A 19552-nucleotide genomic window follows, 5' to 3' on the forward strand; every position below is an offset into this window, starting at 1 on the left:
TCCTTCGCAAGCTCAGGATGACACACTATTGTGAAGTCCCTGGTCTCAATAAAACGCATCCTCAAAGTGCTCTACCCGGAAGCCAGCAGCTACGGGCGTTACGGCCAAAACGTCGAAGCGAATGTCGCCGTGCCAGTTCAGTTCTTCCTGTACCTGCTCGGCGGCCAGGCGAAACAATTGCCGTTTGCGCTCCGTCACGAACGCCTCGGGGTAGCCGAACTGTGAGGTAGAGCGCGCCTTCACCTCCACGAATACCAGCAACTCGTCGTCCAGCGTGGCAATTAAGTCGATTTCGGCACGGCGGTAACGGTAGTTGCGTTGCACAACGGTATACCCTTGCGCCGTGAGGTGCGCGGCGGCGGCATCTTCGCCGGCTTGGCCGAGTTGGTGCGCGGGAGTCATCATACGGGGGTAGGGTAGGGGGGCAGCACGGATGGGGTTGGTGCTAAATCTAGTACCTTTGAAGTGGTTTGTGCACCGACCCGTCACCGGGATTGTAGGTAGCTGTTATTGGCAGGCCGAGAGGATGTAATTACTAGCCAGCGCGGCTTGCTTTTTGTACACCGCAGTTTTCAATTAGGATGGACACATTGCTTACTTCTTGCAGTACATCGGCTCCGACTAGTTCGGTGTTCAGTGCTACGCCTACTGCTACGCCCCACCAAAATCGTGCGCTACATGTGCGTCATTTGGGCGTGCAGCCCTATGAAGAGGCTTGGGCCTATCAGGAAAGCCTACTAGCCGATACCTTGGAGCGCAAAAAGCAGAACCGCGACGCCATCGAGCGAGGGGAAGCCCCTGCGCCTACCCCCAACTACCTGTTGCTCTGCGAGCATCCGCACGTGTATACACTGGGTAAGAGCGGCAAACCTGAGCACCTGTTACTGGATGAAGCAGGCCTGGCGCACCACGGTGCCACGTTTCACCGCATCAACCGCGGCGGCGACATCACCTACCACGGCCCCGGCCAGCTGGTAGGCTACCCCAACCTCGACCTCGATAATTTCTTCACCGACATTCACCGCTACCTGCGCGTGCTGGAAGAAGCCGTTATCCTCACCCTGGCCGACTTTGGTCTCTCCGCCGGGCGCATTGCCGGCCTCACCGGCGTCTGGCTCGACTGGGAGGAAGGCGCCCCCAACCCGCGCAAGATTTGTGCAATGGGCGTCAAGTGCAGCCGTTGGGTAACGATGCATGGCTTCGCGCTCAACGTCAATACTGACCTTGATTATTTTGGTCATATCATCCCCTGCGGCATCGACGACAAAGCTGTAACCTCGATGGAGCAGGAGTTGGGCCATGATGTGCCTTTGGCTGAGGTTGCGGACCGCTTGGTACCGCATTTGGCAACCTTGTTGGGAGCTACGCTGACGCAAGAATAGCTGCGATAGAGCGTCCATTTTATCCACTGATTACCTATGAAAGAAGATATTTCCTTTGATCCGGTAGAAGGCGTTTCTATTGCCATAGTGCCCAGCCAAGACGCGGTTGTGGAAGACGGCAAACCCGGTTGGCTGGTCTACTTGTTGAACTACAATTCCTTTCCGCTCAGCAACGTTATCGTAAGTTCTAATGGCTACGGTACTGATGCGCAGGGCGAGCCAGTGCGTACCTCCACCCTACGTCATGCCTTGCCGGAGGTAGAGCCCCGCAGCGCCGTTCCCATCGAACCCATCGACCCGGCCCTGTTTCACCTCAACAATCAATACTGGCTCAGCTACTACCGCGGGGCACAGATTTTCGACAAGAAATTCATTTTCGTTCCCGATTCTATTGTGCCCGCCAACCTGACGCACATTGCGCTGCTCGAGCAGGAAGGCGTGCTGCACAGTTAATCCGATCTTGCCCGATTCCACCCACCCCCTTTGATCTTGACTTTACGATGCCCGTTCTCGGAGTAAAACTGGTCCTGTCGGCTCTGTGGTCGTTTTTGGTGGCGCTGTTTGCCGTGCCGTCCATTATCTACATCGCCCACCTAAAAAACATGCTCGACACGCCCAACGTGCGTACCGTGCATGAGTCACTTACCCCCCGTTTGGGCGGGGTAGCCATCTTTGCAGGCTTCATGTCGGCGCTTACCATTTTTGCGCCTCTGGAAAATGGTATTCAACAACTGCTGGCGGGTTGCATCGTGCTGTTTTTTGTAGGACTGAAGGATGACTTGGTGACGATTTCTGTCACTAAAAAATTTATCGGGCAGCTATTGGCCACTGGTATCATTATGGTGATGCCTGATATAGAAATCCGCATTACCAGCTTCCAGGGCATCTTTGGTATTCACGAGCTACCTATGGGTGTCAGCTATGCCATCACATTCGTGGCCATTGTAGGCATCACCAATGCCATCAACCTGATTGATGGGCTCGATGGCCTGGCGGGTACCATTGTAAGCATCATCTCCGCTACGTTTGGTTACTACTTTCTACGCTATGGTGGCCCTTCTTACGGAAACTACGCTTATGTTGCTATCTGCCTGATAGGTGGTATTATCGGTTTCCTACGTTATAACTTCCACCGCGCCAGTATTTTCATGGGCGATACTGGTTCCTTGGTGTGTGGATTTATCGTGTCAGTACTCACCATTCAGTTTGTTGAGATGGGCGCTACCACGGGACAGCCATTTGGCGCTTCGTCGCCATCGGTAGCGGTAGGAATTTTGTTTGTTCCGTTGTTCGATACTCTGCGCGTCTTTATTATTCGGATGCTGGCGGGCCGTTCACCCTTCTCACCCGATAAGAACCACGTGCATCACCGTATTCTGGCTATGGGCTTTCAGCAGATAAGTACAGTGCTACTGCTAGGGCTGCTTAATCTAGTAGTGATTCTGTTTGTCATCAACTTCTCCGCTCTAGGCAATACTCTATTAATACTAGCATTAGTGGCTTTCTCGGTATTGTTGAGCGTTTTTCTGGGCGTATACCACAGCCGGCGGGGTGTACAGCGTCGAGTAGCGTCATAGTAGTACAGCAAGCAAGTTCGCCAGAGATTATGATGACCAACTACTCAATTGCTACACGCCACCACTGGCGCTGGGTGTTGGTATGGCTGCTCTGCTGGCTGACCCTACCCAGCGGCGTCCGTGCAGCTGAGTATCGGCCATTGCCCCCATCCGCCAAAAGCGGCTTGTCAAACGATTGGCTGATTTACAATGCGTCTCGAAACCGGCTGACGCTGTACCTACCCGGCTATCACGCGCCGGCGCATGCGTATTATCAGTGGGTGAATCTGCGTCCTAGCAGACCCCTACCCATCACGTTTGTGGCTCGTCAGAATGAGTGCTTATTTCTGGACAACCAGTTAATTTTCACCTCACCGGCCGCCGCCTCCTACACGCTGGATCTGGCTACCTTCCTACCAGCTTCTGCGCCGGCTGGTCAACATCTACTCTGTGTCTGGCATGCCGATGCGGTACCCAATCTATCATCGTTTGCGAATGCTATTCCGGAGGTAGCAGCGGCTTCTGGCAAGCCGGCCTCCACTGTAGCTAGGGTGCTTCCGCGTCCTCGTGGCCACCAGGGGCAGACTGTGTTTATCGGCTTTTTGCTGCTGATTGGGCTGCTATACGGTGGCCTGCGAGCTTCCTACCAACCAGGTTTTGCTCGTATCTATCAGTTTGAGCAGCTGTGGCGCCGCGGTAACAACGAGCCCGACTTTTTGGTGAAGCCTACCATCACCTGGCTCAATATCCTACTCGTTCTGATTTTCTCGCTCTCCTTTGCGCTGCTGCTTGTTGCCATCCATACCAACATCCAGAGCATCGTCATTCTACGGCGCTTGTTTGCCGTGCCTGAGTCGGCTATTGTACTGCGGGTGTTGTTCTACACCAGCCTCATTGCGGCCTTCGTATTAGGAAAGTACCTTTTTCTTGAGTTGATGGGCTACATCTTTGATGTCACGTCCTTGGTAATAGTCCAGTATCGGGAATTTATCCGCACAATTCTCTTTATGGGATTATTCCTGCCCCTTGTTATGCTACTCTATTTAGGCCTCAATCAGACCCTGCCCGAGACAGTACTATGGGTGTCTAATGGTGTGGTTTCCTTACTGTTACTAGGCTCTGTATTTCGTATAGCCCGCACGTTACATCGGCGGGCGTCATTACTGAATCTGCATTTGTTTTCGTACCTTTGCGCCACGGAAGTGATTCCACTCATCATTCTGCTTAAAATAATCGTTTTTACTTACTAATACCGCGCTGTTGCGGGTGTGAAGCATTATTCATAACCCTCCTTTTGCGCTAGATTTACTCGATTACCTATGGCCGAAAGCAAAGACCAACCGGGAACGGGCCGGCATGCCAAAAGCATTGCTAGCATCCTCGTTACGCAGCCTAAGCCCACCGGGGACATATCACCCTATTTTACCATTGCGGAGAAGTATGGTATTAAAGTTGATTTTCGCGAGTTCATACAGGTTGACCCTGTCTCATATAAAGACTTTCGCAAGGAAAAAGTAAACATCCTCGACCATACGGCTATCATCTTCACCAGCCGCAATGCCGTCGACCATTTTTTTCGTATTTGCCAGGAAGCCAAAATTGAGATGCCTGCCGAAATGAAGTATTTCTGCATTTCAGAGCAAACAGCTAACTATTTGCAGAAGTACATTGTGTTGCGGAAACGGAAACTATTTGTTGGACTTCGTACCGCATCTGATTTGTTCGAAGTCATCAAGAAGCACAAAAGCGAAAAGTTCTTGTACCCATGCTCTGACATTCGCAAAGATGATATTCCGGAGTTCATGCGGGCCAACAACTACAAGTTCACGGAGGCGGTCATCTACCGTACTGTTGCCAGCGACCTGTCGGATCTGAGCGACGTGAAGTATGATTGCCTAGCTTTTTTCAGCCCCTCCGGCATCAGTTCCCTCTTTGTTAACTTCCCCGACTTCGTACAGGATGGTACGCGCATTGCGGCATTCGGTCCTACCACAGCAAAAGCCGTTCGCGATGCAGGTTTAGAGTTGGATATTGAAGCTCCTATGCCCAATGCGCCCTCTATGACGGGTGCTATTGAAGAGTATATTCGTCGAAATGCCGAAGCTGTTGCTGCCCTCAAAAGCAGCAAATAAAAGCAAGAAACAGAATAGTATTAGCCCCCTTTTCCAGCAATTGGTCGTTGGAGAAGGGGGTTTCTGTTTTACCGATGCAAAATGGTAACCGAATCAGTCTCGGAAGTGTATTTAAGCAGGCAAAAACATAAGGCTAGATAGACACTTAATCTGACAGCAGAGCGTTTTAACGTAAAGACGCGACCGAGTTTTTTTTCTACATTTGAAAACGTACTTGTGTAGCCTGTTATGGCATACGCTCCGTTAAATCTGTTGCTATATGAAGCGAATTTTACTTGCCGGTTTTTTATCCACCTGCGCTGGTACTGCCTTTGCCCAGCAACAGCCTAATTTTACGCACTATCCGTTTGTTGGCCTTTACTTGAATCCTGCTTATGCAGGCATCAAAGGGCAAGGAGAAATTACAGCGTTGGGTCGCTACCAATACCTTGGCTACAGTGGTAGTTTTGATGATGGTGGTTCGCCCCAAACATACTTGCTTTCGGCCTCGTTGCCGGTGCCTGCTTTGGGTGGGGGTATCGGTATTCAGGTATACCGAGATGTAGTAGCAGTGTTGAAAACTACGAACGCCCAACTCTCTTATTCCAAGCATTTCAAAATTGGCGAAGCCAGACTGGGAATTGGCGTTCAGGGTATCTACAATCACGTAGGCCAGGGCGGTTACCGACCCGTCGATCTAAACGACCCGAGAGTGCCCATAGAAGGCTCTGACGCAAAGTTTGACCTAGGCGCTGGAGTATGGTATGAAGCGCCTAAATTTTATGTGGGTGTAAGCGTAAACAACCTACTGCGGGCAAATGGGTACCGCTACCTAGCGCGACCAGTAGATCCTACTGCGGAGCTTTCTGAAACGGCTCGGTATCTGAATGAAAATCATTCGTACCTGACTGCTGGCTACAATATTGAGGCATCTTCATCCGTTGTGGTAACGCCCACCGTACTCATGAAAATGGTGCTGCCGGGTAAGTTCGGAAACAACGATAAATTTAATTTCAAAAATAATTCTTACGAAGCTGGTGTTCGTGCTACAGTCAATGACCGGTATTGGGCTGGCATTGGTTATCGCTACGATGAATCCATTACTGGCTTGGTAGGATTCAGTTTTGGAAAAGATAACGCTGCACGCGTTGGATTAGCTTATGACCTTATTGCATTTAACCAAGATGCAAGGGCGTTGAGCTCTGTCGAATTGATGTTATCGTATCGCCTACCCAAGCCCGGAATTTTTACGCGTCCAGCAGTACGTACGCCGCGTTACAGTTTTTAGCCTTCATATCTGGCAGGGTTTTCGCGGTTCAGGTGAGTAAGAAAGACGAAGAGGATAACCGTAGGGAACCTTGAGGAGCTATCCTCCTGTTTCACCGAATGTTGCACTTCTCGCGGTCTTTTCAACGCGTCAGAGGAAAGGCTTGTGCGCGTACGCTTCAATGAGTAAATTTGCCGTTCCATAAAATTGTAATCTTTGGGTATTGCCGCCCAATCAGCCTTTTCTACACCTACCTCATGAACAAGTTACTTCTACTGCCTCTGGTTGCCTTCTCGGCATTGTTTCTGGGGGGCTGTGGCTTTGGCAAAGGACCGCAGGGCGACCTAGTAGGGGCGGAGGACCGCCCTGAGTATAACCCACAGGAGGTTCCTTTTGGCATGGTGCCCTGCCCCGGTGGTACGTTCCACATGGGCCAGACTGATCAGGACATTTCGGCCTCTATGGTGAACATGAACAAGCAGGTGACCATCGCCGGCTTCTACATGGATGAAACAGAAATCACCAACAACGAGTACCGCCAGTTCATGAATGCTATCCGTCAGGATTCCATTGATGTGTTGGGTGAAGAGTATGTGATGACGGAGCTGTATCCCGATACTACCGTATGGGTACGCGACTTCACGTATCACATGGGCGACCCGCTGATGGAGTATTACTATACTCACCCAGCATTCGACGATTATCCAGTAGTGGGGGTAGACTGGTTTGCCGCCAAGTATTTCTGCAACTGGCGCACCAAGAACAAGAACGCCGCCAACGAAGAGTCTGGTCTGGCACCTATGCCTAACTTCCGTTTGCCCTCTGAGGCGGAGTGGGAATATGCCTCCCGCGGCGGACGTGACTTAGCCACCTACCCTTGGGGTGGTCCTTACCTACGCAATTCGCACGGCTGCATGCTGGCCAACTTTAAGCCCGGCCGCGGCGACTATGCTTCTGATGGTTATGCTTACACGGCCCCAGTAGGCGCCTTTTTCCCGAATGACTTTGGTCTATATGACATGTCGGGTAACGTGGCCGAGTGGTGCGATGATGCATACATGGAAGCTTCGGTACCGGTAGTGTGGGATATGAACCCTACCAACCCCGACGACAACGAGCCTCGCAAAGTGGTACGTGGTGGATCTTGGAAAGACATTGCTTACTTCCTCGAAACGGGTACCCGCAACTTTGAATACCAAGATTCCGCTCGCTCTTACATCGGCTTCCGTTGCGCCATGATTCAAATTGGCCGCAACTCTCGCTAACTCAAACTTCGCTTTCAATTAATCAATCAGGCCGGGTGGCCGACGCATTAACCTCACCAACCCCTCATCATTTCCAATCTTCTTTTCAACAATGGCAGCAAAAGGTAACTTTTTCTTCGACAGTGTAATGCCGAAAATCTACGGTATTGGAGCTGCAGTCGTAATTATTGGTGCACTATTCAAAATTCTACACTTACCCGGCGCTAACGAGATGCTGATTGTAGGTCTGGGCACCGAAGCAGTTATTTTCTTCTTAAGTGCGTTCCAACCTAACCCCAAAGAAGTTGATTGGTCATTGGTGTACCCTGAGTTGAGCGAAGGTTACGACCCATCGACTGGCAACTCCAGCTTCCGCACCAACGCTATTGCTGACAACGGCAGCACTGGCCTAACCCGCAAATTAGACGACATGCTGAAGGATGCAAATGTAACTCCTGAAGCTATCAACTCGCTGGGCGCTGGTTTGAACCGTCTAAGCACCACCACACAGCAACTCTCGACGCTGGGCGACGCTACCAACGCTACGGAAGAGTACACCACGAAAGTACGTGGAGCTGCTCAGTCGCTGGAGCGCATCAACGAAGCATATTCTAATACGGCTCAGGCTATGTCGGCTATGGCTGAGGCTACCTCGGACGCCAAAGAGTACCACACGCAGGTACAAACCGTGACCAAAAACCTGGGCGCTCTGAACGCAGTGTACGAAATGGAATTGCAGGATGCCAACACGCACCTGAAATCGATGAATAAGTTCTACGGCACACTGAGCCAGGCAATGGAAAACCTGACCGAAGCCGGCAAAGAGACCGAGCAGTTCAAGCAGGAAATCACTGGTTTGACCACCAACCTGACCTCGCTGAACCGTGTGTATGGCAACATGTTGAACGCCATGCGTGCTACCAGCTAAGCTGATAAGTAGAAAGATTTAAGAAATTCTGTCCCCACTATACATTTAATAGGAAGACGAGATGGCGGGAGGAAAAGAAACTCCACGGCAGAAGATGATTGGCATGATGTACCTAGTACTGACTGCACTTCTAGCCCTGCAAGTAGACTCAGCAATTCTGCTGAAATTCAAATTCTTGGATGATGCGCTGTTTGGCATCAACCAGAAGGTTGAGAAAGCAAATGGTAATGCCGTAAAAGGCATTCAGGCACAGGTTGAAAAGAACCGCAACCAAGCCAGCGATTTGGCAGTGCTGAAGCAAAGCGAAGAGATTCGGGAACGCAGCAAAGCAATGGTTGCTTACCTGAACGATGTACGCGATAAGCTGGTAGTAGCTACCGAGAATAAAAAAGGCCAGAATGCGTACAATAACATGGATGCTAATGATAAGGTAGCAAACGCCATGTTGGGCCAGAACAAAAACGGTTTAGCCTATCCCCTAAAAGGCAAACTGAATGAGTTCTCTAGCTACATCAAAGGTTTCGTGCCCGGCGCTACTCCTCTAGCTCTAGATGCCAAAGAGGACCCTTTGACCGCTGCTGACCCAGCACAGAAGACGAAAGACTTCGCTGAGTTAAACTTCGAAAAGACGCCTCTTGTAGCTGCTTTAGCTGTGCTATCGCAGAAAGAAGCTGAGGTATTGAAGTACGAATCGGATGCTTTGGCTGCACAAGCTGCTAAGGTAGGTGGTACCACCATCGTATTTGACAAAGTAGGCGCTTTCGCTAGTGCAGAGTCAAACACAGTAGCTGCCGGCACAAAGTATAAAGCAGAGCTCTTCCTTACTGCTTCGGCCTCGAACCTGAAGCCTACGATGACTCTGAATGGTTCGCCATTGTCAGTAGATCCTAACGGTCACGGTAAAGTAGAGTTCACGGCTACCCCTGGTGGTTTTGATGCAGCTGGTAACGCCAAAAAGCAGTGGTCAGGTACGATTCGCTTCAACCAGAATGGTCGCGACACAACTTTCAAAGTAACGGTTCCATATACTGTTACTAAGCCAGTAATGCAGATTCAATCGGCTTCGGTACAAGCTTTGTACTTCAAGTGTGGCAACAAGCTAAGCGTACAGGTTCCTGCTTTGGGTGCTCAATACAAGCCTAGCTTCTCTGCCTCGGGTGCTGCCTCTATCCCTGGTTCGAAAACGGGTGAAGTGATGCTGGTGCCTAACTCGCGGGAAGTGACTCTGAACGTAAGCAGCAGCGGTAACGCTATCGGTTCGCAAACCTTCCAGGTGCGTCCAGTTCCGAAGCCTGATATCAAATGCGTAGTAGGTGGCCGTGAGGCTAACGAAAAGCAGGGTACTCCAATTACTGCCGTGCGTAACCTATCGCTGCGTGCTATCCCGGATGCCAGCTTTGCCAACTTCCTACCTGAAGACGCCCGTTACCGGGTAACTAGCTATGAAGTAACATTGGTACGTGGTCCACGTCCTGTAATGCCTTCTCGCACTATCAGTGGTCCCGATGCTAACTTGAGCGATGTAGTAAACACTGCTAAGCCTGGCGACCGTCTATACATTCAAGTGAAGGAAGTGAAGCGTATGAACTTCCAAGGCCAGCAGGAAGACGTAAACATGGGCAAACAGTTCAATATTCCGCTGATCTAAGCATTGCTTAACTGAACGAAACGCGGCGATTTACTGATTACTACGGTATGAACAAGATTCTCTCTTTGGCTGCTCTGGCAGCAGGCCTCACGCTGTCGGTAGCAGCTTCGGCACAGGAACAAGCTACTACCGCGAGCAGCAATGGCTCGTACCGTCCGATTCCGAATTCGGATATCATGTTCAGCAAAACTATCTGGCGCGCTGTTGACCTACGGGAAAAGCAGAATAAGCCAATGTTTGCCGAGGGTAAAGAAATCAGCCGCATTATACTGGATGCCGTGAAGCGCGGTGAGTTGCAAGCTTATGCTAATGACTCGCTGACTCGGACGCTAACACCAGCCCAAGTACAGGCCAATGCTTCTTATGTAGAAGAAACACAAGGCCTAACTGATGCTGAGAAAGCTGCCGGTTTCACAGATGCTGACTTAGGCGGCGGAAGTGACGACGGTTGGGGTAGCAGCAGCGGTGGTGGCGATGGTTGGGGTGCTCCAGCGAAAAAGTCCACTGCCAAGGGTAAAAAAGGAGCTACTACTAAAAAGGTAGCTGCTGCTCCTCCAAAGCCGGCTGCGCCACCTAGCTATGAGTATCGTCCTAAGGACTTGTACCAAATGGAATTGAAAGAAGATATGATCTTCGACAAGAAACGGTCGCGGATGTATCACGACATCAAATCCCTCACGCTGGTAGTGCCTTCTACGCTGCCTTCCAACGCTTCGGGTATTGAGAAGCCCATTGGCACGTTCAAGTACAGCGACTTGGTTCGGGTGTTCCGTAACAATCCTACTAGCGCCATCTGGTTTAACCCTCAGAACGACGCACAGCACAAGAACTTGGCAGACGCGTTTGAGTTGTGGCTGTTCAATTCGTACATCGTGCGAGTGTCGAACCCAAACAACGCACGCCTCGACGAAATCTACGGTGGTCAGCAGCAAGGTATCCTGGCTTCGCAACAAGCTGCCGCTGATTTGATCGAGTATGAGTACAACCTGTGGAGCTTCTAAGACCACAGATTAACTCGGATTTTAGCGGATTACACAGATTTAGTAACTGATCCGCTTATAAATAAAAAGCCTCAACCAATAATTGGTTGAGGCTTTTTATTTATAAATTTTTACGCAAAAGGCTATTCCAATGCAGCAGATTCTTGGTCAGCAAAGTAATTGAGTAATACTTTAGCTTTGGCTTTTCCTACTTCTGCCACTAATTCCAACTCAGTAAGCTCCTTAATCTTTTTAACAGACTTGAATTTGGAGAGAAGCTTATCAGCTGTAACAGGACCTAGGCCTTTCACATCTGTTAGCTCTGTTTTAAGGGTAGCAGCGTCGCGGCGGCTACGATGGAAGGTAATGCCAAAGCGGTGTACCTCATCGCGCATTCGTTGGAACAGGCGTAGGCTTTCGCTTTTTTTATCGATGTAAAGGGGTAGGGGGTCGTTGGGTACGTAAATTTCTTCCAAGCGCTTAGCAATACCAATGACAGCCATTTGGCCCCATAGGTTTAGATCTTTCAGCGCTTTCACAGCCATGCTAAGCTGGCCCTTGCCCCCATCTACGATAACCAGCTGGGGTAGGCTGGCACCTTCGTCTACAAGGCGACGGTAGCGGCGCGTTACGACTTCGTACATCGAATCGAAGTCGTTGGGGCCAATCACCGTCTTAATATGGTAATGACGGTAATCCTTCTTGCTAGGGCGGGCATTACGGAAACACACCATCGCAGCCACCGGGTTATCGCCCTGGAAATTGGAGTTGTCGAAGCACTCAATGTGTTTGGGTAACTCCGTGAGGCGCAAGTCCTTCTTAATAGTTTCCATGATCCGTACCTCGTTCAAGTCTTTGGAGCGGTCGTTCATGCTTTCCTTCTCCTTGCGCAGGTACAGCACATTTTTGAGGCTTAGCTCTAAGAGCTTGCGCTTGTCACCGATCTGTGGCTGAGCCACTGTTACGCCGGGTAGGGGCAGATCGGGTAGGGGTACGTTGGTCAAGACTTCCTTTGATTGGCTCTCGAACTCCTCGCGCATCTGCATGACCAAGGGCGCCAGGATATCCGCGTCCGACTCATCCAGCTTCTTCACTACCTCCAACGACTGCGTTAAGATGATAGAGCCGTTCATCACTTTGAGGTAGTTGATAAACGCTGATTTTTCGTTGGACGCAATGCTGAATACGTCGATGTTTGACAGCGACGCGTTGACAACTGTTGATTTGGCCTGGAATTCTTCCAGCTTATCCAACTTTTGCTTGAACTGATGCGCTAGCTCATACTGCTGATCCTGAGCGGCGGCGGTCATTTTCTCCCGGAAGTAGGCCCGCGCTACCGTCAGGTTACCGTTCAGAATATTCCGAATCTGTGCAATGTATTGATTGTACGTTTCTTCATCCTGCAAGCCCTCGCATGGCCCTTTGCAGTTGCCAAGATGATACTCTAAGCAAACTTTAAACTTACCAGCTTCTATATTTTGAGGCGACAGGTTATAGGTGCAAGTCCGCAACGGATACAACGCTCTGATTAGCTCTAGTATCACGTTCATGGCTGTGAGGTTGGCGTAGGGGCCGTAATAGCGACCATCGCCGGGCTTCTTGTTGCGGGTTGGGATGAGGCGCGGAAACCGCTCGTTGGTCAGCAGTAGGTAGGGATACGTCTTGCCATCTTTCAGTAGGATGTTGTACTTGGGCTGATGCTGCTTGATGAGGTTGTTCTCTAACAAGAAAGCTTCCGACTCATTGTCCACAATGGTGAACTCGATGCGCTTGATGTTCTTGACCAGTTGCTGGGTCTTTTTGTTATGATCCTGCTTGGTGAAATAGCTGCTTACGCGCTTGCGTATATCTACCGCCTTGCCAACGTAGATAATGCCCTCATCATCAAAGTATTTATAAATACCAGGACGATGGGGCAAATGGCGAATCTGTTCTTGCAGGTGGGCGTTGGCAGCCATAGGGTAGAGTAAGTCGGAAGTTCCTAGTGCGTACGCACTGGTAGGAACAGGAGATTCAGTAAGAAACTGTGGCCTATAGAAACAGCAAATGGCGAGTGTTTATCACCGCCATTTGCTGTTTTTTATGAAAAGATGCCCTAAATATCCTGATTGCGGATATCTTCTAGTTTCACTTGGTTGAGCTTCTGGTCGTCTGGGATGGTGTCGCGCTGACCAGCGCCGTAGTAGCGGCTGCAATCAATTTCCACAGTCAGCGGCTTTGCTGGCTTCGGAAACGGACCGGTGCTAATGCCGATGTTCTTATTGTCGGCATACACCTTCTTCATAAACAAGCCATAGAGGGGTAGGGCCATGCGGGCACCCTGGCCGTCGCGGCCGGAGCGGAAGTGAATGCTACGGTCCTCGCCGCCTACCCACATGCCGCACACCAAGTCGGGCGTGATGCCCATGAACCAGCCATCGGAATAGTTACTGGTGGTGCCAGTCTTGGCGCCCATTTCGTAGGGGAATTTGAAGCCAGTTTTCAGAATGGTGCTGGTGCCGCCGCGCTCTGTGGTAGAAGCTTGCAGCAAGTAGGTCATCAGGTAGGCCGTTTCTTCGCTGATAGGCGTGCGGGTTTGCGGCACGAATTCAATCAGCGTATTGCCATTTTTATCCTCGATGCGCGTCACCATCATGGGGGCGGTCCACACGCCTTTGTTCACGAAGGTGCCATAGGCGCCGCACAGCTCAAATACGCTCACGTCGCTGGAACCGAATCCTACCGCTGGCACCGCCTCAATAGGAGAAGTAATACCCAAACGTTCGGCATATTCTACTACTGTTTTCGGGCCTACCTTTTGCACCAGAAAGGCCGTGATAGAGTTCATCGACCGCGCCAATGCCTGCCGAATCGTATACATCTGGCCAGAGTATTTGCCCTCGAAATTTCGGGGCGTATAGCTAGGCCGGCCCGCCTCGGCAGGAAACGTTACGGGTACGTCGGCCACTTGGTAGCAGGGCGAGTAGCCCTGGTCGATGGCTGCCAGATACACAAAGGGCTTGAAGGTAGAACCCGGCTGGCGCATGCCCTGCTTTACGTGGTCGTACTTGAAGTAGCGGAAATCGTTGCCGCCTACCCACGCCCGGATCTGCCCATTCAGCGGGTTCATGGCCATGAATCCGGTTTGTAGGAAACGCTTGTAGTACGCCAGTGAGTCCATCGGCGACATCGTCACTTCCTTTTCGCCTTGCCACGTGAAGACCGTCATCTTGTACTTCTTGCGCAGATAGTAGTTGATGGAGTCCTTATTGCCATCGAAGCGGTTGTTGAGCGAGCGGTAGCGGCCCGTACGCTTGATGGCGGTTTGCAGGAAATTTGGAATCACGCGGCCGTTCTCATCGCGCCAAGGCTGCTGGCCCTTCCACACCCGGTCAAACAGCTTTTGCTGCTGCTTCATGTGCTCGGCCACGGCTTGCTCGGCGTACTTCTGCATACGCGAGTCGATAGTCGTGTAAATCTTCAGGCCGTCGGCATAGAGGTCGTGGTCGGTTTCGCGGGCCCATTGTAGCAGAAGCTTGCCTAGCTCGGTGCGGAAGTAGGGCGCAATCCCTTTGTTCTGATTCTCGACGCTGTAGTTGAGCTTGATGTTGGTGGCAACGGCCTTTGAATACTCGGGCTCCGAGATGTAGCCATACTTCTGCATCTGGCCCAGCACCCAATCACGGCGGCGCTTGGAACGCTCTGGGTTACGAACGGGATTAAACCACGATGGCCCGTTTACCAAACCCGCCAGCAAGGCTGATTCTTCTAATTTCAGGTCTTTAGGCTTCTTATTAAAGAACGTCTTGGCGGCTACGTTGATACCGAAGGCATTCGAGCCAAACTCGGCTTGGTTGAGGTACATGCGCAGGATTTCGCGCTTGGTGTAGTTGCGCTCCAGGCGCACGGCCATAATCCACTCTTTGGTCTTCACAATGAGTACGCGCAAGCCTTTGGTGTCATTCAGCAGGCCGTCGTTCAGGTCCTCCCGTGTACGGAACAACAGCTTGGCCAACTGCTGCGTGAGAGTAGAGCCACCTCCGCCTTTGCTACCCGTCAGGATGCCGCTAGCCACCCGGCCCATTGCTTTCAAGTCGATACCCGAGTGGGCCTCGAAGCGCACGTCTTCGGTGGCAATCAGAGCGTCGATCAGGTTTTGAGGTAAGTCCTTGTACTCGGCGGGCGTGCGGTTTTCGCGGAAGTATTTACCCATCAGCGCGCCATCGGCCGAATAGATTTCGGAAGCCAGCTCGCTTTTTGGGTTTTCCAGCGTTTTCAGATTAGGCATACGCCCAAACAGGTTCAGAAAGTTGACGCTGACAGCCCAGACGTACAGAACGAACAGCGCCAGCCCGCCCCCAAACAGCACCCACAGCGTCCGGGTGATGCCCTGGAAGCGGTGGCTTCGCTGAGGTTTGCGCGAGGAGGGTTTATTCTTCGTGGCAGGATAGGCCATGGGAGAATTGGTAGTTAAGAAGTAGAAATGAAGTAATAAATGAAAAGTTGTCCAACCTAATAATCTGATTTATAACCAAAAATGTTGCTAACAGCGGCGGTGGGGCTTCCATCAATACTTCACCCAAAATTAGCGGAAATTGTTATCGTAGAATTGCTGGTATTCATCCAGGTTCTTGGTTTGACGTAGCAGCAGCAGGTTCTCCGTACTAATCACAACGGTTTGGTAGCCCGCGCCCCGCAATCGGCTTAGCGGCGACTGAGGTCCGCGCAACTTAAGTGCATAGCTCTGTGCTTCCTTCAGGGTAGGGAGGCTGCCCACGACTACCAAAACTTGCGCATCTCCGAGCGCCTCAGTTTGCACCGATAAGTTCTTCGCCCGGTAGAAACGGCCATTATAAGCTTCCAACTGCTTGGGCAGTTCCGCCAGCAGGGGGGCATCTGACGAGAAAACCAACGCTACGGTGTGCGCTGAGGTAGGCGCTGCGGTATAGGGGGTAGCCGATTTGGCAGGCTCCGCTGCCGCAGGTGCGGGGGCAGTACCAGTTGGCGCCGGCGACACGGCAGCTGGAGTAGGCGTCTGTCTAGGCGCTGGCACCGACGATAATGGTGCAGTAGTCGGAGCGGCAGTACTTGCTGGTGGGGTAGGAGCGGCGCCAGGAGTAGGCACTGCCTCGCGCGATGGTGAGGCCGCTGGGAGCTCCGGGCGATACACCTCTATTGGCGTTGCGGGTACAGGAGCTTGGTAGTAAGCTCGCGGGCGAGTGTCTACTTCACCCGGCCGGAAGTTGGATACGATGGGTTTCTGCGTGCTGGCCAGTGCGCCTGGCAACTGCCCAGCCTCGTATTTCTGGTAAGATGCCTGCAACGTAGTGGCCTCACTCACCAACGGACTATCCGGGTACTCCTTAATGAATTTTTCTACAGCTGCCTTGGCCGTAGGAGGCGTTTGGGTCCGGATGGTAAGCAGGGTATTCAAGTAAGCCGCCCGGTCGTTGAGGTCGGTGTCGGGGTATTGCTGTCGGGCCTGCGTCAGAGTAGCGGATGCTTGTGTAAAATCCTGCCGCTTATACTGCGCGAAGGCCGAATCCAGCTGCACCCCCATCTTCTCATTGGCAACGGATACGCGCCGCAGATACTCCGGATCGGCCACCAGTTTGGCATACGACGAGTTGGGAAACTGCCCCCGCAACTTCTGCGCGTATACTTCAGCCCGCGGGTTATTCTGATCCTTATATAATAAGTAGAGACTATAATATACTTGCGGGGCGTGCTTTGTGGCCGGAAAACGCGTTAATAATTGCTCGTAGGTTTCGATGGCGCGGGCGGGCTCTTGCAGCTGAAGACGATAGATAGCCCCCAGCGCAAACAGTGCTTCCTCCACCTGGAGCTGCGAGGTTTGCAACTGCGGCTCCGTAAGCGGAATGCTTTGGCGATACTGCGCTACCAGCGTTTGCAATTGGGCTTCTGGGGTAGGTGCGGCGGCTGGCGTGGAGCCCAATTGGGCACCGTTTACAATATTCTCACTGCCGGCTGCTATGGCCGTCACGGGTGTCCCGCCGTTCTGATCGTTCACAGGCGAGTTGCTGGCCTGCGTTACGATGCGCCAGTTGTCCTGAAGTGGTCTATTACCCCACTTCCGCAAGAAGTCGGCGCGGGCCGTGCTCATGGAGGTAGGGTTATCGAAATACCAGGCGGCGCCGGTGCTGGTACTGGCAAACAAATCGGGGTCGGTGCCCACGTTGCCGGAGCGGGCCGCACTCACGCCCGTAGCTGTCTGTAGGCGGCTTTGTGCGTCTGCGGCTTGTTTGGCGCGTATTTCCGCCTCGCGGCGTGTATCTAACTCAGCTTGAGCGTAGGCATTCAAGCGCGTATCCAACTCAGCTGGCGCCAGTTTCGCCAGGGCTTGCAGGCTGTCCTGCGTTTCCACAATCGTAATCTGCTGGGCAAACTGTTGCAGCACTTCGCTACGCTCAGCCGTTACGGCGTACTCGGGCACCTCGCGGGGCATCGCTTGCACAGCACTATCATAGTAGGCCGCGGCAGCACGATATTTCTGTAGGTTGTCGTAATAAATACGCCCGGCTAGCAACTGAGTGTAGCCTTTTTGCGCACGGTTGCTACCACCGGCTCTAGCCGATTGACGCAGAAGCGTCAAAGCCTCGGGGTAGCGTTGCTGGCGGTATTCCAGGCGCGCCATCTCGTAGTAAATCTTGTCGCGGTACTCCTTATTATTCGGATTGCGGAGCAGCTTCGCGAAGTATTTATTTAAACGCGTCCGATCTTCCTGACCCAAATTCGACACCTGGCCCAACAGCAATTTGGAGTAGAAATCCAGCTCGTAGGGCGGGTTGCGCTTTAGAATCTGATTCAGTTCGGCGTAAGCTTTCTTGTCTTCTCCGGCCTGCTGATACAGCTGCGCCAAAATGTAGCGCGTGCGCGACTGCTCATTCTTGGGCTCTACCAGCGGCACCGCTCGCTCCAAGTTGTCAATGGCCCGTTGCGGCTCGTTCATCGCCAAATAATACTCGGCGCGGGTCAGAAACAAGTCCTTAGCATTTACCGGCGTACCTTCCTCCCGCTCCAGAATAGAGGAAACCGCGGCGGCGCTTTCGTATTCCTTCATCGCCATAAACGAGCGCATCAGCCAGATGAGAGCGGCGTGGCGGGTGTTAATATCTGAGCTGGTGGTGTTGATGAAGCGGAAGGTTTTGACCGCATCCTCGTACTCCATCTTATAAAAGCGCGCCTTGCCCACTAGCAGGTAGGCGTCGTCGGTCCAGTCGCTGCCGGGGCGGTGCTGGATGGGTAGGGAGGCTTTCTTGATGATATCGTCGAGGTCGGCCGCCAGGCGAGTAGCCGTGGCTTCGTCGAGGGTAGGAAACAACGACAGGACGTGGTTGTAGTCGTTTACGCGAGCTTTATAGAGGTCTGCCTCCACGGCGCGCATTTTCTCCCGCGCCAGAAAATACGCGTTGTCGCGAGCTACCACATTGTCATAGGCATGACCAACCAGCGAGCGGTTCTCGGAAGAACAAGCCGTGAGAAATACGCCCAGTAGCAAGCAGCCAGCCAGGACAGAGAGCAGACGGAAAGGTAGCAGAGTAATCAAAGGCACAGGCAGGTAGACGCGGTATGGAGCAGGTAAAACGCACGCCGTCGGCCAATTTGTTCGGCCATGTTGCGCGGGATTTCTACACAACGCCGTCAGACCGGTAAAATTACGGGATTTTCCGGGGCAAACGGCCGACGCGCAAGCCGGAGTTTGCGTAGAAAGAAAGGTAGTACGCCGAAAATCAATACTTTCGCACCCCCAATGCCTCTTTTATGGCCGTTCCTACCCCTTCCGAGCCAGATTTTGATAGCAACAACCGCTTGCGTGCGCTGGCCAAGTATTCAGGGCTAGGCTTTCAGATGCTGGGTATTATTGGGGTGTTCACATTCATCGGGATAAAGCTGGACGACTACCTGCACACCAAAAAACCGTGGTGGACCGTGGCCTTTGTGCTCGTAGGAGTAATTGGCGCCATGTATCAGGTAATTCGTTCTGTCACCCACGACGAGTAGCGTTCTTCGCGTACACAGAAACATATATGCTACAGTTTTTTCGCCAGCTGTTGATTTTCTCCTTGCTCATTGGTGCCGTGCTATATGCCCTGCATACGCAGTACGGTACTACCCTTGTGCACCCCTTAGCAGGTTATATCTTCGGTTTCTTCATACTTATTACCATCATCACGTACTGGATTACCCTACGTCTGGTGCGTATCAGCCCCGATAACTTCATGGCGGCCTACTTCGGGTCCATGGTTTTGCGGCTGCTTTTGTCGTTGGGCTTGGTGTTGATCTACCTCTATAAGGGTGGCGCACGCGAAGGAGACGCCCGTTGGACCTTCCTTGGCGCCTTTTTTATCCTCTATTTTCTCTTCGCCGGATTTGAAGTCTGGACTGTTCTGAGTAACTTGCGCCCGTTTTCAAAACGGGGTGTAACTATTACATGAA

At 52.0% G+C, this 19552-nt stretch carries 16 protein-coding genes; 12 read left to right on the forward strand and 4 right to left on the reverse strand.

Features of this window, described 5'->3' with window-relative positions; genetic code table 11:
* Nucleotides 1-45: 45 nt before the first annotated feature.
* Nucleotides 46-405: a YraN family protein gene (locus KYK14_RS05035; RefSeq protein ID WP_243900258.1), complete on the reverse strand. Its 360-nt coding sequence runs from the start codon at nucleotides 403-405 to the stop codon at nucleotides 46-48.
* Nucleotides 406-581: 176 nt separating this feature from the next.
* Between KYK14_RS05035 and lipB the strand changes: the two genes are divergently transcribed.
* The 10 genes from lipB (at nucleotide 582) to porN (ending at nucleotide 11137) form a co-directional block, all read left to right on the forward strand.
* A complete protein-coding gene (gene lipB / locus KYK14_RS05040) occupies nucleotides 582-1382 on the forward strand; it encodes a lipoyl(octanoyl) transferase LipB (protein WP_219157510.1) in 801 nt (266 codons plus the stop codon).
* 36 nt (nucleotides 1383-1418) lie between these two features.
* Complete coding sequence (locus KYK14_RS05045) at nucleotides 1419-1835, forward strand: hypothetical protein (RefSeq protein WP_208307542.1); 417 nt, start codon at nucleotides 1419-1421, stop codon at nucleotides 1833-1835.
* Nucleotides 1836-1882: 47 nt separating this feature from the next.
* Nucleotides 1883-2959, forward strand: coding sequence for an MraY family glycosyltransferase (locus KYK14_RS05050; RefSeq protein WP_243900257.1), 1077 nt, complete (start codon nucleotides 1883-1885; stop codon nucleotides 2957-2959).
* Between the two features lie 29 nt (nucleotides 2960-2988).
* Nucleotides 2989-4188 carry a DUF4271 domain-containing protein gene (locus tag KYK14_RS05055; protein WP_219157513.1) on the forward strand — a complete coding sequence of 400 codons (1200 nt, stop codon included), beginning with the start codon at nucleotides 2989-2991 and terminating at the stop codon, nucleotides 4186-4188.
* A gap of 69 nt (nucleotides 4189-4257) precedes the next feature.
* A complete protein-coding gene (locus tag KYK14_RS05060) occupies nucleotides 4258-5070 on the forward strand; it encodes a uroporphyrinogen-III synthase (RefSeq protein WP_219157516.1) in 813 nt (270 codons plus the stop codon).
* 259 nt (nucleotides 5071-5329) lie between these two features.
* Nucleotides 5330-6337, forward strand: coding sequence for a PorP/SprF family type IX secretion system membrane protein (locus KYK14_RS05065; RefSeq protein ID WP_219157519.1), 1008 nt, complete (start codon nucleotides 5330-5332; stop codon nucleotides 6335-6337).
* Between the two features lie 236 nt (nucleotides 6338-6573).
* On the forward strand, nucleotides 6574-7581 hold the full coding sequence (gene porK / locus KYK14_RS05070) for a T9SS ring complex lipoprotein PorK/GldK (protein ID WP_185282231.1): 1008 nt from the start codon (nucleotides 6574-6576) through the stop codon (nucleotides 7579-7581).
* 91 nt (nucleotides 7582-7672) lie between these two features.
* Nucleotides 7673-8488 (forward strand): type IX secretion system motor protein PorL/GldL, encoded by an 816-nt coding sequence (gene porL, locus KYK14_RS05075; RefSeq protein WP_246601692.1) that lies wholly within the window; start codon nucleotides 7673-7675, stop codon nucleotides 8486-8488.
* A gap of 61 nt (nucleotides 8489-8549) precedes the next feature.
* Nucleotides 8550-10136 carry a type IX secretion system motor protein PorM/GldM gene (porM, locus tag KYK14_RS05080; protein WP_219157522.1) on the forward strand — a complete coding sequence of 529 codons (1587 nt, stop codon included), beginning with the start codon at nucleotides 8550-8552 and terminating at the stop codon, nucleotides 10134-10136.
* Nucleotides 10137-10183: 47 nt separating this feature from the next.
* Nucleotides 10184-11137, forward strand: coding sequence for a type IX secretion system ring subunit PorN/GldN (gene porN / locus KYK14_RS05085; protein WP_185282233.1), 954 nt, complete (start codon nucleotides 10184-10186; stop codon nucleotides 11135-11137).
* 122 nt (nucleotides 11138-11259) lie between these two features.
* Here the strand turns inward: porN and uvrC are convergent, their stop codons facing one another.
* From uvrC to porW, 3 genes are all read right to left on the reverse strand, one after another.
* Complete coding sequence (uvrC, locus tag KYK14_RS05090; protein ID WP_219157524.1) at nucleotides 11260-13074, reverse strand: excinuclease ABC subunit UvrC; 1815 nt, start codon at nucleotides 13072-13074, stop codon at nucleotides 11260-11262.
* Nucleotides 13075-13211: 137 nt separating this feature from the next.
* A complete protein-coding gene (locus KYK14_RS05095) occupies nucleotides 13212-15551 on the reverse strand; it encodes a penicillin-binding protein 1A (RefSeq protein WP_219157527.1) in 2340 nt (779 codons plus the stop codon).
* 129 nt (nucleotides 15552-15680) lie between these two features.
* Nucleotides 15681-18668: a type IX secretion system periplasmic lipoprotein PorW/SprE gene (gene porW / locus KYK14_RS05100; RefSeq protein WP_219157530.1), complete on the reverse strand. Its 2988-nt coding sequence runs from the start codon at nucleotides 18666-18668 to the stop codon at nucleotides 15681-15683.
* A gap of 209 nt (nucleotides 18669-18877) precedes the next feature.
* Between porW and KYK14_RS05105 the strand changes: the two genes are divergently transcribed.
* Both KYK14_RS05105 and KYK14_RS05110 read left to right on the forward strand, forming a co-directional pair.
* Complete coding sequence (locus KYK14_RS05105; protein ID WP_208309000.1) at nucleotides 18878-19117, forward strand: AtpZ/AtpI family protein; 240 nt, start codon at nucleotides 18878-18880, stop codon at nucleotides 19115-19117.
* 26 nt (nucleotides 19118-19143) lie between these two features.
* Nucleotides 19144-19551, forward strand: coding sequence for a hypothetical protein (locus KYK14_RS05110; protein WP_219157533.1), 408 nt, complete (start codon nucleotides 19144-19146; stop codon nucleotides 19549-19551).
* The last annotated feature ends 1 nt before the right edge of the window (nucleotide 19552 follow it).

Origin of the sequence: Hymenobacter profundi (assembly GCF_019334315.1) — a bacterium.
In the GTDB taxonomy this organism is placed as follows: Bacteria; Bacteroidota; Bacteroidia; order Cytophagales; family Hymenobacteraceae; genus Hymenobacter; species Hymenobacter profundi.

What these genes read in the sequence shown, in the direction of transcription:
- porL (WP_246601692.1), top strand. Translation starts at nt 7,673, where the DNA reads ATGGCAGCAAAAGGTAACTTTTTCTTCGACAGTGTAATGCCGAAAATC.
- porK (WP_185282231.1), top strand. Translation starts at nt 6,574, where the DNA reads ATGAACAAGTTACTTCTACTGCCTCTGGTTGCCTTCTCGGCATTGTTT.
- KYK14_RS05035 (WP_243900258.1), bottom strand. Translation starts at nt 405, where the DNA reads ATGATGACTCCCGCGCACCAACTCGGCCAAGCCGGCGAAGATGCCGCC.
- porN (WP_185282233.1), top strand. Translation starts at nt 10,184, where the DNA reads ATGAACAAGATTCTCTCTTTGGCTGCTCTGGCAGCAGGCCTCACGCTG.
- KYK14_RS05065 (WP_219157519.1), top strand. Translation starts at nt 5,330, where the DNA reads ATGAAGCGAATTTTACTTGCCGGTTTTTTATCCACCTGCGCTGGTACT.
- KYK14_RS05060 (WP_219157516.1), top strand. Translation starts at nt 4,258, where the DNA reads ATGGCCGAAAGCAAAGACCAACCGGGAACGGGCCGGCATGCCAAAAGC.
- lipB (WP_219157510.1), top strand. Translation starts at nt 582, where the DNA reads ATGGACACATTGCTTACTTCTTGCAGTACATCGGCTCCGACTAGTTCG.
- KYK14_RS05045 (WP_208307542.1), top strand. Translation starts at nt 1,419, where the DNA reads ATGAAAGAAGATATTTCCTTTGATCCGGTAGAAGGCGTTTCTATTGCC.
- KYK14_RS05055 (WP_219157513.1), top strand. Translation starts at nt 2,989, where the DNA reads ATGATGACCAACTACTCAATTGCTACACGCCACCACTGGCGCTGGGTG.
- porM (WP_219157522.1), top strand. Translation starts at nt 8,550, where the DNA reads ATGGCGGGAGGAAAAGAAACTCCACGGCAGAAGATGATTGGCATGATG.
- KYK14_RS05110 (WP_219157533.1), top strand. Translation starts at nt 19,144, where the DNA reads ATGCTACAGTTTTTTCGCCAGCTGTTGATTTTCTCCTTGCTCATTGGT.
- KYK14_RS05050 (WP_243900257.1), top strand. Translation starts at nt 1,883, where the DNA reads ATGCCCGTTCTCGGAGTAAAACTGGTCCTGTCGGCTCTGTGGTCGTTT.
- KYK14_RS05105 (WP_208309000.1), top strand. Translation starts at nt 18,878, where the DNA reads ATGGCCGTTCCTACCCCTTCCGAGCCAGATTTTGATAGCAACAACCGC.
- uvrC (WP_219157524.1), bottom strand. Translation starts at nt 13,074, where the DNA reads ATGGCTGCCAACGCCCACCTGCAAGAACAGATTCGCCATTTGCCCCAT.
- KYK14_RS05095 (WP_219157527.1), bottom strand. Translation starts at nt 15,551, where the DNA reads ATGGCCTATCCTGCCACGAAGAATAAACCCTCCTCGCGCAAACCTCAG.